Annotated in this window: 14 protein-coding genes; 3 read left to right on the top strand and 11 right to left on the bottom strand. The window is 60.1% G+C overall.

What is annotated here, in order from left to right; all coding sequences use genetic code 11:
• Positions 1-14 precede the first annotated feature (14 nt).
• The 8 genes from DFP86_RS06705 to cysG all read right to left on the bottom strand — a co-directional run bounded on the left by DFP86_RS06705 (position 15) and on the right by cysG (position 9356).
• Positions 15-1388 carry a glycosyltransferase family A protein gene (locus DFP86_RS06705; RefSeq protein WP_133679431.1) on the bottom strand — a complete coding sequence of 458 codons (1374 nt, stop codon included), beginning with the start codon at positions 1386-1388 and terminating at the stop codon, positions 15-17.
• Positions 1389-1440: 52 nt separating this feature from the next.
• The gene (locus tag DFP86_RS06700) at positions 1441-2382 is read right to left on the bottom strand and encodes a UDP-glucuronic acid decarboxylase family protein (RefSeq protein WP_133679429.1); all 942 of its coding nucleotides are present in this window, start codon (positions 2380-2382) and stop codon (positions 1441-1443) included.
• Between the two features lie 22 nt (positions 2383-2404).
• On the bottom strand, positions 2405-4201 hold the full coding sequence (msbA, locus tag DFP86_RS06695; RefSeq protein ID WP_133679428.1) for a lipid A export permease/ATP-binding protein MsbA: 1797 nt from the start codon (positions 4199-4201) through the stop codon (positions 2405-2407).
• A 17-nt stretch (positions 4202-4218) separates the two neighbouring features.
• Positions 4219-5355, bottom strand: a complete 1137-nt coding sequence (locus tag DFP86_RS06690) for a glycosyltransferase family 4 protein (protein WP_243729322.1) — start codon at positions 5353-5355, stop codon at positions 4219-4221.
• A gap of 88 nt (positions 5356-5443) precedes the next feature.
• Positions 5444-7183, bottom strand: coding sequence for a phosphoenolpyruvate--protein phosphotransferase (gene ptsP / locus DFP86_RS06685; RefSeq protein ID WP_133679424.1), 1740 nt, complete (start codon positions 7181-7183; stop codon positions 5444-5446).
• 31 nt (positions 7184-7214) lie between these two features.
• Entirely contained in the window at positions 7215-7484 is a 270-nt protein-coding gene (locus tag DFP86_RS06680) for an HPr family phosphocarrier protein (RefSeq protein ID WP_133679422.1), read from the bottom strand.
• Positions 7477-7878, bottom strand: coding sequence for a PTS sugar transporter subunit IIA (locus DFP86_RS06675; RefSeq protein ID WP_133679420.1), 402 nt, complete (start codon positions 7876-7878; stop codon positions 7477-7479). Before DFP86_RS06675 ends, DFP86_RS06680 begins: the two co-directional genes overlap by 8 nt.
• 47 nt (positions 7879-7925) lie before the next feature.
• Entirely contained in the window at positions 7926-9356 is a 1431-nt protein-coding gene (cysG, locus tag DFP86_RS06670; RefSeq protein ID WP_133679418.1) for a siroheme synthase CysG, read from the bottom strand.
• 145 nt (positions 9357-9501) lie between these two features.
• Between cysG and DFP86_RS06665 the strand changes: the two genes are divergently transcribed.
• Positions 9502-10986, top strand: a complete 1485-nt coding sequence (locus tag DFP86_RS06665) for a sensor domain-containing diguanylate cyclase (protein ID WP_166642177.1) — start codon at positions 9502-9504, stop codon at positions 10984-10986.
• On the opposite strand, the gene DFP86_RS06660 is transcribed toward DFP86_RS06665, so the two are convergent.
• A complete protein-coding gene (locus tag DFP86_RS06660) occupies positions 10966-12225 on the bottom strand; it encodes a YihY family inner membrane protein (protein ID WP_133679413.1) in 1260 nt (419 codons plus the stop codon). The two genes, DFP86_RS06665 and DFP86_RS06660, sit on opposite strands and share 21 nt — an antisense overlap.
• 137 nt (positions 12226-12362) lie before the next feature.
• On the opposite strand from DFP86_RS06660, the gene wrbA reads away from it, so the two are divergent.
• Both wrbA and aguB read left to right on the top strand, forming a co-directional pair.
• Positions 12363-12959, top strand: a complete 597-nt coding sequence (gene wrbA / locus DFP86_RS06655; RefSeq protein WP_133679411.1) for an NAD(P)H:quinone oxidoreductase — start codon at positions 12363-12365, stop codon at positions 12957-12959.
• A 99-nt stretch (positions 12960-13058) separates the two neighbouring features.
• On the top strand, positions 13059-13955 hold the full coding sequence (gene aguB / locus DFP86_RS06650) for an N-carbamoylputrescine amidase (RefSeq protein WP_133679407.1): 897 nt from the start codon (positions 13059-13061) through the stop codon (positions 13953-13955).
• A 70-nt stretch (positions 13956-14025) separates the two neighbouring features.
• On the opposite strand, the gene DFP86_RS06645 is transcribed toward aguB, so the two are convergent.
• On the bottom strand, positions 14026-14778 hold the full coding sequence (locus DFP86_RS06645) for a copper homeostasis protein CutC (protein WP_133679405.1): 753 nt from the start codon (positions 14776-14778) through the stop codon (positions 14026-14028).
• 21 nt (positions 14779-14799) lie between these two features.
• The gene (locus DFP86_RS06640) at positions 14800-16014 is read right to left on the bottom strand and encodes an AmpG family muropeptide MFS transporter (protein WP_133679500.1); all 1215 of its coding nucleotides are present in this window, start codon (positions 16012-16014) and stop codon (positions 14800-14802) included.
• Between the last annotated feature and the right edge of the window lie 51 nt (positions 16015-16065).

Here is a 16065-nt window from a genome sequence, read left to right as displayed (position 1 = left end):
CCGCTCCAGCCCCTTCAGAAACGGGGCAGGATTTGGCGTAGTAGCGAAGCATACTTCCAGCCGCGGCCGGATGGACGTGCGATGGGCAAATCGAGCTGCCGATCGGCCAGCATCGTCCAGGTAAAATTGAGGAACATGCGGCTATGGCCGTAACCTTGCCCGACATTGGCGAGTTCGTGCCGCTTGCGACTATCGGCCGCAGAGTTGAACGACAGATCGCGCACCAAACTGTGATAGGACTTTTGACGATCGATATCCTGCCGCTCGAAGCACCAAATACGCTTGGGCAGATATTTTTGGAAACTGCCGCGCGCCTTTTGGTATTTGACGAAACGGTAGTCGTCCGAACCGTAATGTCCAGCCAGTTCTTCGTCATAGCCATGGCATTCCATGAAACGGCCGCGAGACATCACGAATAGATTCGGATGCCCCTTGATGTACTCGCCCTTTTCATTCTTGCGCCACATTTTATAAAGCCGTTTGCCGCAGGAAGGCAATTCGACCAGTCGGCGCATAGACTCCAGCGGCACCTCGTGGTCGAGATCGGCAAGCAAAATGGTATCGGCACGCGCATAAACGGCACCCAGATTACGCGCGCCCGGCTGGTTCCAGCGGATGTCCTGATCGATCTTGAGCCAGGTGATATTGAGCGGCAGATCCGGCACGCGATATTCGATCGGAGAACCATCGTCGACAATGACAAAATGAACGCGTGCGCGTATTTCCGGCGGATACTCGGCATAGCGCTCGAGTAGGCGCGTCACGGCGGAAATATCCTTCTGGTTGCAATAGAAGTGCGTAATGTACGCCAGCCGGAAATCCGAATAATCCTTTTTGATGTTGCCGTTCACATCCAGCCGCGCCGGTGTCAATAGGGACGAATAGGCATGGTCGAGCATCGACACCAAGCTCTCTTCACCGAGTTGCTCCTGAGTCAACACCACGGGCGAACGAAGGCCGAGACAACCCTGCTGCTCGATATTGGCCTTGATCGCGCGATCGAGCACCAGATTGATGTCGGTCAGCTTGTTATAGACGAGATGGTTCATCCAGCTACGAGGGATGGCTTCGTCCGTACGCAAATGGGTGGCCAGCACAAAATACGGATGGCTGAAAATATGATACGCGGCGGCGCGGTGATCTTCTTCGCTCAGGCTCTGCACAATGGCCGGGGCAATTGCTTTAAGCTGCGCGCGAATCGACCCGCGGTCTTGCGCGGTGAACAGCGGGACGCCGACATCTTCCAGCGCGCCCCGCCCGGCTTCGGCGCATAGAACGGCAAAACGGTATTTTTCGGCGAGCGGTCCCTGTAGTACTGCGCGTAGCCAGGCAAGCGCCTCATCGGAGGCGAAAACAGCGGAAAAAAGAATCAACTGGTCGTTATTCATGGTGCTTGGTTCTCAGCATACCGATCCGGTCAACTCGGATCGGATTCATTGATCAGACGGCAAACATCGTTCGGAAATAAGCGATGGTTTCCTTCAATCCATCTTCCAACCCAACCCTAGGCTCCCACCCGCCCAGCCGCTCCCGAGCCAGGTCGATATCCGGCTGGCGTTGTTTCGGGTCGTCGGATGGCAGCGGTTTGAACACCAGGCGCGAAGGGCCGCCGACCAGTTTCAAGACTTTCTCGGCCAGCTCGAGCATGGAGAATTCGCCCGGATTGCCGATGTTCACCGGCCCGGTAAAGCCGGTTTCGGTATCCATCATGCGCAACATGGCTTCAATCAGGTCGTCGACATAACAGAAGCTGCGCGTTTGGGAGCCATCGCCGTAAATGGTGAGGTCTTCGCCCTTGAGCGCCTGCACGATGAAGTTGCTGACCACCCGCCCATCGTTCGGATGCATGCGCGGTCCATAGGTATTGAAAATACGCACGACCTTGATATCCAACTGATGCTGTCGGTAGTAATCGAAAAACAGCGTCTCGGCACAGCGTTTACCCTCGTCGTAGCAACTGCGGATGCCGATCGGATTGACTCGCCCCCAATAACCTTCCGGTTGTGGATGCACTTCCGGATCGCCATAGACCTCGCTGGTCGACGCCTGCAGAATACGGCCACGCACCCGCTTGGCAAGGCCGAGCATGTTGATGGCGCCATGCACGCTGGTCTTGGTGGTCTGCACCGGGTCGAACTGGTAATGCACCGGACTCGCGGGACAGGCCAAATTGAAGATGCGATCGACTTCGACATACAGCGGGAAGGTCACGTCGTGGCGCATCAATTCGAAGTGCGGGTGGCCCAGCAGATGGGCGACATTACGCTTGTCGCCGGTAAAGAAGTTATCGACGCAGAGTACGTCATCCCCTTGCGCAATCAGTCGGTCGCACAGATGAGAACCGAGAAAACCCGCGCCACCAGTCACCAGAATCTTGTTCATTCAAACTGTCCTTTGCTACCAGTCAAACATCACTCTGATCGATCGACTTACCGGCGACCGCCACAGCGGCGCCTGGCTCATGAAACTGCATTTCATGCAATTTCGCATACAACCCTTGATTCTTTATCAACTCCGCATGCGATCCAACTTCTTCGATACCGCCCTGATGCATCACGACAATCCGATCGGCATTTTCGATCGTCGACAGCCGGTGGGCGATCACGATCGTGGTGCGATCCTGCATCAGATGCTCCAGTGCGCTCTGTACCAATCGCTCCGACTGGTTGTCGAGCGCGGAGGTGGCTTCGTCGAGAATCAGGATCGGCGCGTTCTTGAGCAGTGCGCGCGCGATAGCCAGCCGCTGCCGTTGTCCGCCGGACAGTAGCGTGCCATTTTCGCCGATATGGCAGTCGAAGCCCCCCGGCAGTGTCTCGATGAATTCCAAAGCATTGGCTTGACGCGCCGCCTCGACGATCTGTTCGCGCGTCGCCTCGCCAAAAGCACCGTAGGCGATATTGGCAGCCACCGTGTCGTTGAACAGCACAACGTCCTGACTGACCATGGCGATATGCCGACGCAGATCAGCCAGCCGCAGTTCGTTCAGATCGATACCGTCGAGGGTGATACGACCGGAGGTCGGTAGGTAGAAGCGAGGCAGCAAGCTGACCAACGTGGTCTTGCCGCTACCCGACGAGCCGACCAGGGCGATGGTTTCGCCGGCGCGGATCTGCAGATCGAAGCGATCGATCGCGGCTTTCTCGGCATTCAGATAGCGGAAGCCGACCTGTTCGAACGACAGATCGCCGCGAACCTTCTCGAGGGTTCGCGTACCGCTATCCGGTTCCGAAGGTTGATCGAGGAACAGAAATACGCTCTCGGCCGCCGCCAGACCGCGTTGCAGCGACTGGGAGATGTTGGTGATACGTTTGATCGGCGCGAACATCGCCGACATACCGGTAATCAGCGCCACGAAGGTACCGGCGGTAAGTTGGTTGTGCTGGCCGCGCAGCAAGGCGAAGTGCACCAGACCGGCCAGCGCCACCGAGATGATGAACTGGGTAGCACTGGTATTCATGGCCGAAGCGGCGCTTTGCTTGACCGCGTTGCGGCGGATGTCCTGTACGGCCTCGGTGAAGCGTGCCGCCTCATAGCTCTGGCCGCCGTAAACCTTCACCACGCGTTGGCAATCGATGCTTTCGCCCAATACCTGCGTCAATTGGCCCATCTGGTGCTGGTTGAGACGTGTCAGGTTACGCAACCGCTTGCTGATCAGGCTGATGCAAACGCCCACCGCCGGGAATACCACAAAACTGATCAACGTCATGCGCCAGTCGTAGTAGAGCAACATCCCCAACAAACCCAGCACGGTACAACCGTCCTTGACGCTCACCGTCAACACATTGAAACCGGCATCGGTGACCTGGCTGACATCATACGTCACGCGAGACATCAGCCGACCTGACTGGTTATTGTCGAAGTAGGAAGCCGGCATACTAAGCAGCTTATTGAACACTTCCTGGCGAATGCGCTGAACCAGGTGGCCGGTCAACCAACTGGTCGAGTATTCGTTGCCGTAGCTGCTGATGCCGCGCACCAGGAACAGCAATACGATCAGAGGCGGGATGTAACGCAATGCCTCCGGATTCTTGGAAATGAAGCCCTCGTCGATCAGCGGCTTCATCAGATTGACGAAAGCCGGCTCGGTGGCGGCCGAAACGGCCATGAAGACCAACGAAGCCAGAAAGACCCGCCAGTAACTGCGCAGGTAGGTCAGTAAGCGCCGATACAGCGCCATGTTGTCGGGTTTGCTTTGACTCATGCCATCTTGTTCCATCTTCATGCGGCCTGCTCGTCAGAGGGCAGCGCCAGCAACAATTGCCGATATCGGGCCAGCAGGCTATCGGCCATTTCCGACAGTTGCAATGGTTCCGCCGTTCGTCGCGCGGAACGCGAGAGTTCATCCCAATGCGAGCGCGCCGCCAACCACTCGCCGATCGCGGCGCTCCAGGACGCCGGCACCAGCGCATCGGCCAGCCAGCCATTCTCGCCCGGCTCGATCAACTCGGCCGCACCGCAGGTGGTGCTGGTCAACACCGGCAGGCCGCAAGCCAACGCCTCGACACAAACGTTCGGGAACGGGTCGTACAGGGTCGGAAGCAAGAATGCGTCCGCCATGCCGTAAAACGGTTTGACATCGCCCTGTGCACCACAAAACCGCACGCGCGCCGAGACACCTAGCCGATCGGCCAGACGCCGGTAGCGCACCAAGTGCTTGTCGGATCCGACCACAGCCAGGAAAACCGACGGATGCGACGTCAACGCCTGCAACGCCCGCGCCACCCCCTTGCGTTCAAACCCCGCTCCGACGTATAGCAACAGCGGCGCATCGGACGGCACCTGCCATTCGTTACGCATCGCCGCGCGATGGCGCGCCTGTAGCGACGGGTGAAATGCCGCCGTATCCACGCCGTTATAGATGACGGCAAAGCGTTCGTCCGGCAAACCGAAAGCTTGCTGGATCTCGCGTTTGACCATGTCGGCGTTGCAAATCACCAACTTGAGGCGCGGATCGAGAAACATCTTCCGCTCGGCGCGGCAGACGTAATGATGGTACGGATTGAGCTTCAACGATAAACGACGCCAGAAACCCAGCGTTTGACGACGCAATTCGAGCCAGCGGGCGTGCACGCCATCGCCGGCCCGATAGATGTTGCAACCGGGGATACGCTCATGCGATTGCACCAAATCGTAGCCTTCCGCCTGCCAACGGCGCCGCGCCGCGCGCGCAAACCCCCAGTCGCGCCAAACGTTGCCGAGGAAGAACGGCGCCACGGTCAATGCCCGCACCCCCTCGATCGGCTCCCACTTACGGGCCAACAACGATACCTCCAGTCCATCGGACTGGCTGAGCGCATTCAGCGCACGGCTGACGAAGCGCTCGGCACCACCGGCAGGATTGTAACGCTGGCGCACGATGGCCAGACGAATGCGCCCCCGACTCGGTGTGGGGGCGCATTCGACGGAAGAAACAGGTACTACGCTATGATCGGACAATGGAAACTCAGCCGAGGGTGTCGGCATTCAGCTGCTGTAAAAGATCGACAATTCTATCAGGGTCTTCGGTGCGAAGCATGCGGCTTGTCAAAGGCGCAATTCGATCCAGGTGCGTATTGCGCACTTGTTGCTTGACCGCCAGCACGTTGGCCGGATGCATCGAGAATTTGCGCAACCCCATGCCGAGCAGTAGGCGCGTCAAGCGCGGGTCGCCCGCCATCTCGCCGCAAACCGACACCGGCACCCCGCCGCGCGTACCGAGCTTGATGGTATGCAGAATCAGTTGCAGCACCGCCGGATGCACCGGATCGTACAAATGGCTGACCGAATCGTCGTTGCGATCGATGGCCAGGGTGTACTGGATCAGGTCGTTGGTTCCGATCGACAGAAAATCGATGTGCTTGAGGAAACTGCCGACCACCAGTGCGGCGGACGGTATTTCGATCATGGCGCCGAACTCGACCGAGTCGGCATAAGGCTGCCCCTCGTCGCGCAGTTCCTCGCGCGCGTAATCGACTTGTGCCAGCGCCTGCCGCAGTTCCTGCAGCGAATTAAGCATCGGGAACATCACGCGCAGCTTACCGTGCACCGAGGCCCGCAACAGCGCGCGCAACTGAACGCGGAACATCAGCGGTTCGGCCAGGCACAAGCGAATGCCGGTCAACCCCAGCGCCGGATTTTCCGCCACACCGTGATTCAACCAGCGCGGGCTCTTGTCGGCCCCCAGATCCATGGTGCGAATGGTGACCGGCAGCTCTTTCATCTGCTCCAGAACCGTTCGATAGGCTTCGTATTGCTCGTCTTCCGATGGCAGGCTATCGCGGCCGAGAAATAGGAACTCGCTACGGAACAAACCTACGCCCGCGGCGCCACAGCCACGCACATCTTCGATATCTTGCGGGCCTTCGATATTGGCCATCAAGTCGATCGGCGTGCCGTCCTCGGTCTGAGCGCTGGCCTTGCGGATCGACGACAGCTTGCGACGGGCATCGCGCCAAGCACGCAGCCGGCGGCGGTATTGCGCCAGCACCAGTTCGTCCGGATTGATGATCACCACGCCCTGCTGCCCGTCGACGATCACCATTTCATCCTCGCGAATCAGTTCGCGCGAATGATGTAGGGCAATGACAGACGGCAGATCGAGGCTACGACCGAGAATGGCGGTGTGGGAAGTCGCGCCGCCGACATCGGTGATGAACGCCGCGAATTCGGATTCCTTGAAATACACCATGTCGGCAGGAGACAGATCGTGCGCGACCAGAATCGCGTCCTCGACCAGATCGTCGGCGGCAGGCAATTGGGCATCGTGGCCGTCGAGATTTTTGAAGATTCGCTCGATCACCTGAAGCACATCGTGCTTGCGCTCGCGCAAATAATCTTCTTCGATCGCCTCGAACTGGGCGACCAGCATGTCGCTTTGCAACTTCAACGCCCATTCCGCGTTGCACTTCTGGGCCGAGATGATTTCGCGCGGTTCCCGCGAGATGGTGACGTCGCCCAGCAGCATGATGTGCAGTGACAAGAAGGCGCCGAGCTCGGCGGGGGCATTTTCCGGAATCGTGCCCCAGAGCATTTCCAGTTCTTTGCGGGTGGCGCGGATCGCTTCGTCGAAACGGGTGATTTCCGCCGGAACCTCGTCCTCCTCCAACGAATAATGGGCAACATCGTCCATGCTACGTGATATCAGGTGGGCTCGGCCGATCGCCACGCCTCCGCCAATCGCCACACCGTGCAGGATGATGCTCATTGACCCGCCCCTCCCGTAAATCCGTCCGTTGTTATTCCGACTCGTCGAACCGGTTATTGATCAATGCCACCAAAGCCGCCAGCGCGGCCTCTTCGTCGTTGCCGCTCACCTCGAGCTCCACCGTGCTGCCCTTGGCCGCGGCCAGCATCATCACGCCCATGATGCTTTTACCGTTCACGCGCCGATTATTGCGGGAAATGAATATCTCGCTCTGGAAACGGCTGGCCAACTGGGTGAACTTGCTGGACGCGCGCGCATGCAGACCGAGCTTATTAATGATTTCGACCTCGGATTTAACCATTCCCCTCCCCCGGGATAATGTAAACCACGCCCTCCAAACCGCCGGTCACCGCCTTGCTCACCACCACGTCGAGCGGTTGCTGGCTATAGCTTAGCGCCCGCACCAGCATCGGCAGGTTGACGCCTGTCACCGCTTCTACCTTGCCGGCATGGACCAGCCGACTGGCTATATTCGACGGCGTTCCGCCCAGCATATCGGACAACACCAGCACGCCCGAGCCATCGTTCAGCGCACCGACCATGGTCTGTGCCACGGCGTGCTTGACGTCCGGATCGTCCGACTTGTCGACCGACAATGCCTTCAAATTCTCCCAGGAGCGTCCCAGGATGTGATAGGCATCTTCGGCCAGCACCGCGCCGAGATTGCCATGTGTTATCAGTAAAATACCAACCATAGTGTGTTAAGAACCGATAAGTCTCGATCTGTCCGGAAATCCCGCCTTCAGAAAGTTCCCCGGGAGCTTCCGCCGATTGTAGCAGGGTCGCCGCCCGCACGGGGGTCGAACCACCCTAGTTGTGCGGCCAATTGCACCACTTCGCCGACAATGATCAGCGACGGCGACCTAATTTGCACGGCGGCAAGCTTATCCGGCAAATCGGCCAATGTCGAAACCAGCACGCGCTGGTCGACCGTGGTCGCGCGCTCCACCACCGCCACCGGACAATCCGCAGCGCGGCCGTGCCGGATGAAGGCTTCGCACAACGCCGGCGCCGTCGCCACCCCCATGTAGACCACCACTGTCTGTCGAGGGCGGCACAGCATCGGCCAATCCAGATCGATGCTGCCGTCCTGACGATGGCCGGTAACGAAGGTCACCGATTGCGCGTAGTCGCGATGCGTCAGCGGAATGCCGGCATAGGCCGCAGCACCGCTGGCCGCGGTCACGCCCGGCACTACCTCGAAGGGGATACCGTGTTGCGCCAACGTTGCGATTTCTTCGCCGCCACGGCCGAAAATGAACGGATCGCCGCCCTTCAAGCGCACCACCCGCTTGCCATCGCGAGCCAAACGCACCATCAGCAGATTGATTTCCTCCTGGCTGAGCGTGTGATTGGCACGCGTCTTGCCGACGTAGATACGTTCGGCATCGCGACGCACCCAATTGACCATGACGTCGGCAACCAGATTGTCGTACAGCACCACATCCGCCTGCTGCATCAAGTGCAGGGCACGAAACGTCAACAAATCGGGATTGCCCGGACCGGCTCCCACCAGATACACCGCACCGCGCGGTACGTCGTCGGCGTTGGCCAGGCGCTCCGTCAATTGCGCCTCGGCCCGCTCCAGGTTACCGGCAACCAGATCCTCGGCGATCGGACCGGCAAGCACCGACTCCCAGAAGGCTCGGCGCGCATCGCTGTTGGCGATCCTCGCCGACACTCTCTGGCGCATGAGTCGCGCGAAATCAGCCACTCGCCCCCAACCGGCCGGAATCAGACTTTCCAGCCGTTCACGCAGCATGCGCGCCAGCACCGGCGCACCGCCGCCGGTCGACAGGGCGATGACCAACGGTGAGCGATCGATGATCGACGGCGTGATGTAACTGGAAGTCTGCGGGTCGTCGACCACATTGACCCAGATGTCGGCCGCCTCGGCGGCCTCGGCGACCAGTCGATCCAGTGCCGGCTGGCCGCTGGCGGCCACCACCAAGCGCATATGCTCGACATGCCGCGATGCGAACGTTTCGGCCAGATGCCGCAGTTGACCGCGCGCCGCCAATTCGGCCAGACCGGGCCCAAGATCGGGTGCCACGACGGTCAATACGGCACCGGCATCGAGCAGCAGGCGCGCTTTGCGCAAGGCAGTTTCTCCGCCTCCCACCAGTAGGCAGGGGCGATCCCGCAGCTTCAAAAAAATAGGGAAGTAATCCATGAACCGACACGCCACGCGGGGAGGAATGGCTCTACTTTAAATGTTGCACAAATACGACGCACCTTCTTTTTTAATGCACTGCAAAACACATTCGCATTTCATAGGTGTCATGATATTGCCATGCAATTTTTTGTCGGAGCCTGGCGTGAAACGACAGCGCAACGTCAACCACCGGGCTGACGCACAGCAATCCCCTGCATGCGATCCCTTTATCGGCGAAGCCAGCTTTCGCGCCATCATCGAGAACTCCTCCGACATCATCGCGCGCTTCGATTTACGCCTGCGCTGCATCTACATCAACCGCCGCCTCATGCGCTACGACAGCGCCGACCGTAGCCGCTTCCTCGGTAGAACGCTGGCCGGCAGCGGCCTGCCAGCGGCACTGTCCAAACCGCTGCAGCAGGCCATGGAGCGGGTACGCACCCTAGGTTGCGAACAACAAGTCGAGCTAGCCGCCCAACTGACCGGCGGTCGCTACGTATTCGAAACGCGGCTATTCCCCGAGCTTGACGAGTGGCAGCAGTTAAGTTCGATCCTGTGCATCGCGCGTGAAATCACCGAAGCCAGCCAAGCCCGCCGGCTATTGACGGAAGAGAACGCCGTACTGGAAATGATCGCCGACAGCCGGCCGGTCAATCAGATCATGCACAGCATCTGCCAGATGATCGAATCGCAACTGCCGGACTGCATGAGCGCCATCATGACGCTGGATCGCGGTGGCCATACGCTATCGCTGGCCGCCGGTCCCTCGTTACCCGCCGCCTACGCGGAACAGTTGGCCCAGTTACCCATCGGCCCGGAAGTGGCAGCCTGCGGCACGGCCGCCTTCTGGAAGCGCAGCATCATCGTCAACGATCTGAGCCAAAGCGCCTTGTGGGATTCGCTGGGACCGCAGGCCAGTCTGTCCGGGCTGCGTGCCTGCTGGTCGACACCGATTTTTACCGCCGACCACCAACTGCTCGGCACACTGGCCATCTACTACGACACCCCGCGCAGCCCTACGCCTGCGGAACTGCGATTGATCTATCGCTGCTCGCATATCGCAGCCATCTCCCTACAGCGCAATCTCCACGAATCGCAGCTCTATCTGTTGGCCACGCAGGATGGCCTGACGCAATTGTTCAACAGGCGCCATTTCATCGAGTCGGCAGAACGCCATCTGAGTCAGGCTAAGCGCTATCAGCGGCCGGTAGCGGTCATGATGATGGATCTGGACCATTTCAAGACCATCAACGACCACTATGGGCACGCGGTGGGAGATAGAGTACTCGGCCTATTCAGCAGTCTGTGCCGGCGTTGCCTGCGCGTCACGGACGTGATCGGCCGGCTGGGGGGAGAGGAATTTGCAGCGTTCTTGCCCGATACCACCTTGATCGAAGCGCGACAGATCGCCGAACGACTGCGCCAGCAGGTCGCACAGACCGAACTGACGCACGAGAGCCTGGTCATCCACTTCCAGGTCAGCATCGGCATCGCGGTGATGCAAGCCAACGAAAACCTCGATGTCATGCTGGGACACGCCGACAAGCTGCTCTATCAGGCCAAGTCGCTTGGCCGCAACCGCATCTGCACGCCGGAACCGGACGCGGGATCGATACAGCAGGGCGAACTACCGCTCGGCCTGGCCTAGCGCTTCTGCCGGGGATCCATCCGCCGCCACCGACAAACGCGCCACAAACTGGGCCAGCGTCATCTGACCGAGCGTCTGCAGCAACGGCGACATCAGCTCATCGAACGACTGTTCCAACGGCTCGTGCCCACTTCGATGACGATCCGAGTAGACGAATACCCGTATCAAGTCGGCCAGCGACACGGCCGACAGCGACTTCATCAGCACCCAGCGCCCTTCGCTGCCCTGTTGTACCCAGCCTCGCGAAGCCAGTTGATCCAGTATCCAGCCCATTTCGTCGAAACCGATCGGTACCTGTTGGCGCAACGCGGCCGGTCCGAGCGCCACGCCCTCGTCATGGGCGTGCTGCAACACCAGAAGCAACTGCAATGCATCCAACAGCCGGCGGCGCGGGGTGAGGCGCCGGCGCCATGCCGACCCTTGCCAATAGGACAACGCACAGGTGAACACCGCCCCGGCCAGCACGACCAGCCAAATGCAATACACCCACAACAAAGCGATGGGGATACTGGCAAAGGCACCGTAGACCAGCTTGTACGATGCGATTCCCTCGATGTAAAAACCAAAACCGATCTTGGCGACTTCCAGCAATAGCGCGGTCAACAGCGCACCGGCATAGGCATGGCGCGCCGGCACATAACGGTGCGGCACCAGCCGGAACAGCAGCGATAGCGCCACCGTGGTCAGACCGATGGCGCCGACCGACTGAATCAGCTCTTCCAGAATCGGTGCCGTGTGTTGCAAACGCGATGTGCGCAACAGGTTGTGCCACAGCAGCAGCCCCCCGCCGAGCACCACTGGCCCCAAGGTCAGCACCCCCCAATAGATCAAGGTCTGCTGCAGCCAGTGCCGCGGACGCCCCCCGCCCCAGATGGCGTTGAAGGTACGCGCGATAGTCGCCATCAACATCAACGACGTCGCAACCAGCATCAACACACCCGCCGCGGTCAGCTTGGCTGCATTGTCGGCAAACTGGCGCATGTACACCGTCATGACCTTGCCGGCAAAATCCGGCATCAGTTTGGTCAGCAAGATGAGCTTAAAGCGCGTGCTGTAATCGGCAAACATCGGCAGTGCCGAAATCACGATCAGCGCGATGGTCAACAATGGCACCAGCGCCAGCATCGTGGTGAAAGTCAGACTGCCAGCCACTTGCAATAGGCGGTTCTCGCCCATGCGACGCAACAGGAAGCGGGAAAAACCGAGCCAATGCAGGGAAGTTGCGGAATACGTTTTCATGCGCGCACCTTACGATTTATCGCCACCGTCAACAAGTCGTATTTTCGTCGCCGACAACAAGTCGTCATTGTGAATCTGTGCGAGACGCCGCTGTGATGGGATAATATGAAATTCGCGTTTACATGATTTAAAAACCCATGCAGGATATTCTAGTTCTGTACTATAGCCAGTATGGCGCCACGCGCGCGCTGGCACAGCAGATTGCCCGCGGCGTGGAAAGCGTCGAGGGATGCCGAGCTCGGCTGCGCACGGTGCCAAAGGTGTCCACGGTCTGCGAAACAGTGGAGCCATCGATTCCCGACAACGGGGCGCCTTACGTCGAGCAGGCGGATCTGAGCGAGTGCATCGGCCTCGCGCTAGGTAGCCCGACCCGCTTCGGCAATATGGCTGCGGCATTGAAGTATTTCCTGGACGGCACCAGCGGCGAATGGATGCGTGGCGCGCTGTCCGGCAAGCCGGCTTGCGTTTTCACCAGCTCGGCGTCGATGCACGGCGGACAGGAAAGCACTTTGTTGTCGATGGTGCTGCCGTTAATGCATCACGGCATGGTCTGGGTCGGCCTGCCCTACACGCACGCCGAGTTGAGCCAGACAACGACAGGTGGGACACCATACGGCGTCAGCCATGTGTCTGGCATGAAAAACGACAAAACATTATCAGAAGAAGAAAAATTTCTTGCTCTGGCGCAAGGAAAACGCCTGGCGGGCATTGCACTGCAACTCGCCGGCAGGTAACACTTTCGTATATAGAATATTGAACAGGCATCATGGCAACCCTCCTGGGACCAGTCGCATGGACCAGGTGGGACTTTTTGCATTTTCCGGAGACGATCTATGCGCACAATCACCGTTGCAGCCACTCAGATGGCCTGCACGCCCGACAGTTCCACCAACCTGGCCAATGCCGAGGCCATGGTCCGTCAGGCGGCGAGTCAGGGGGCTCAAATCATTCTGCTGCAAGAACTGTTTGAGACCCTGTACTTCTGCATCGATCAAGAAGCCCGCTACAACAATCTGGCACAACCGCTGCAAGGCCATAGCTGGTTGCCGCGCTTCCAGGCGTTGGCACGCGAACTGGACGTTGTGCTACCGGTCAGCTTCTTCGAACGCGCAGGTCAGACCCAATTCAATTCGGTGGCGGTGATCGATGCCGACGGCAGTCTGCTCGGCGTCTACCGTAAAATGCATATCCCCGACGGTCCGGGCTACACCGAGAAATACTACTTCTCGCCGGGCGACACCGGTTTCCCGGTTTGGCAGACCCGCTACGCGCGCATCGGCCTGGGCATCTGCTGGGATCAGTGGTTCCCGGAAGCCGCACGTTCGTTCGCGCTGGGCGGTGCGGAAATTCTGCTCTACCCGAGCGCCATCGGTACCGAGCCGCATGACAACAGCCTGCAGTCGGCCGATCACTGGCAGATGGTGCAACGCGGCCATGCCGCCGCCAACCTGATCCCGATCGTGGCGTCCAACCGCATCGGCATGGAGCATGGTAAGTACTGGGCCAACACCTTCCACGGCCGTTCCTTCATCGCCGGTCCGGAAGGCGAACTGGTGGCCGAAGCCTCGGCCGACCAGCAGGAAATCCTGACCGCCTCCTTCGACCTTGCTGCCCTGGCCGCCAAGCGCCGCGCCTGGGGTGTGTTCCGCGACCGCCGTCCGGAATACTACGGTGCACTGACCTCGCTTGACGGCAAGGATCCGGTGACCGGCAAGATCGGCTCGCGTTAAGCCGCCGGCCAAGCACTAGCGAAAACGCCCCGGAAATCGGGGCGTTTTCGTTGATACGCAAGGACGACACTCAAGCGCCGTGTGCCGCCTGTAAAATAGCGGCGACCTGGTCGGCCGAGGTTTCCTCGCGAGCATACTCGTCGGCGCCGACCATGCCCATCGACAGACTTTCCTTACGGTAGCGCATGGCGCTGGCTACCGGCAGACGCGCCGAGGAATGGAACTCGCGACAACCGGTCAGCTGTCTCAGGGCGACGATGTTATCCGCGCGCACGCCACAACCGGGCATCACCACCAACCGAGCACCGGCGGCCGCGTGTAAATCGCGCAGCAACTCGCCACCGAGGAAGGCACTGGCGGCCTGGCCGGAGCTCAGCAGGCGCCGGCAACCACTGGCGATCACTTGCTCGAGCGCCTGCAGCGGATCGCGCGTCAGGTCGAACGCACGGTGAAAAGTCACCGGCAAGGGCGCGGCCCATGCCACCAGCTCGCCCGTCAGCGCCACATCGACATCGCCATCCTCGGTCAGCGCGCCCAAAACGATCCCGTCGACCCCCAGACGCTTGCATTGCTCGATATCGCGCCGCATCACCTCGATTTCCCCTTCGTCATAGAGAAAATCGCCACCCCGTGGACGAATCATGACGTTAAGGCCGATGCTCAAGCGATCGCGCGCCACGGCAAGCAGGCCATAGGATGGCGTGGTACCGCCCTCGTTCAAGTTGTCGCACAGTTCGACGCGAGCCGCACCGCCCGACTGGGCAGCCAGGCAGGAGGTCAGCGAGCCGGCGCACACTTCCAGCAGAATCTTGGTCGATTTCATACCCCGTCCCTACGCTTCGATTTAATCACGCTCCCGCCAGGGTGCGACACGCGGCAGCATCAACATACCCGGCAAGGCCAACACAAAACACAGCAGGAAAAACGGCATCCACCCCATGGACTCCACCAAGTAACCGGTGGCTGCGTTAGCCATGGTGCGCGGCACAGCCGACAGGCTGGAGAACAGGGCGAACTGGGTGGCGGTATAGGCCGGGTCGGTGCAGCGGGCAATGAAGGCGACAAAGGCCGCCGTGCCCAGCCCAACCCCCAAAGCCTCGAAACCGATCACCCCCGCCAACTTAACCAATTCCGGCGTGCCGACATGGCCGTAGTGACCGGCGGAGGCCAGCAGGGCGAAGCCGAGAATCGCCAGACACTGCGCCAACCCGAACACCCATAAGGCGCGATTGATGCCCATTTTCAGCATCCATACCCCGCCGGCCAGTCCGCCGATCACGCTGGGCCACAGACCGGCATGTTTGGCCACCAGGCCAATCTGCGACTTGGTGAAGCCCAAGTCGAGATAGAACGGCGTGGCCAAAGAGGTGGCCATGCTATCGCCCAGTTTGTAGAGAAAGATGAACAGCAGGATGGTGAGGGCCGAACGCCAGCCGGCACGATGAATAAATTCGTGAAACGGCTCCCAGACCGCCTCGCGCAGCGTTTTCGGCGCACCGTGCGTCAGCGCGGGCTCGGCCGCCCACAACGACAGGCCGACCCCCGGCAGCATGAATAACGCCGTGATCCAGAACACGCTGCCCCATGGCAGATGATCGGCCAGGATCAGCGCCAGCGACCCCGGCACCAGGCTGGCAAGCCGATAGGCATTGATGTGCACGGTATTGCCCAGGCCCAGCTCTCGGTCGCTGAGGATCTCGCGCCGGAAAGCATCGAGCACGATGTCTTGGCTTGCGGAAAAGAACGCCACAGCAAAAGCCAGCATGGCGATCGACCACAGATCGCGCTGCGGTTCGAACCAGCCGAAGGTGCCGATGCCGACCGTCAGCAACACCTGGCTGACCAGCATCCAGCCACGTCGCCGGCCGAGAAACGGCGGAACGAAACGGTCGAGCAGCGGCGACCAAAGAAACTTCCAAGTAAACGGCAACTGAATCAGGGCGAATAGCCCGATGGCCTTAAGATCGACCCCTGCGCCGCGCAACCAGGCGGGCAACAGGTTGATCAGGACATACAACGGCAAGCCGGAGGAAAACCCGGTCAGTACGCAGGTCAGCATGGGGCGCGAAAAAATCTCGCGCCGCACGCTGCTTACTTCGTTTTCGGACGA

The sequence above is a fragment of the Paludibacterium purpuratum genome, from assembly GCF_004363805.1.
GTDB classification, from domain to species: Bacteria; Pseudomonadota; Gammaproteobacteria; order Burkholderiales; family Chromobacteriaceae; genus Paludibacterium; species Paludibacterium purpuratum.
The sequence above is the reverse complement of the archived record's forward strand: the minus strand, read 5'-3'. Positions and strand labels throughout refer to the sequence as shown.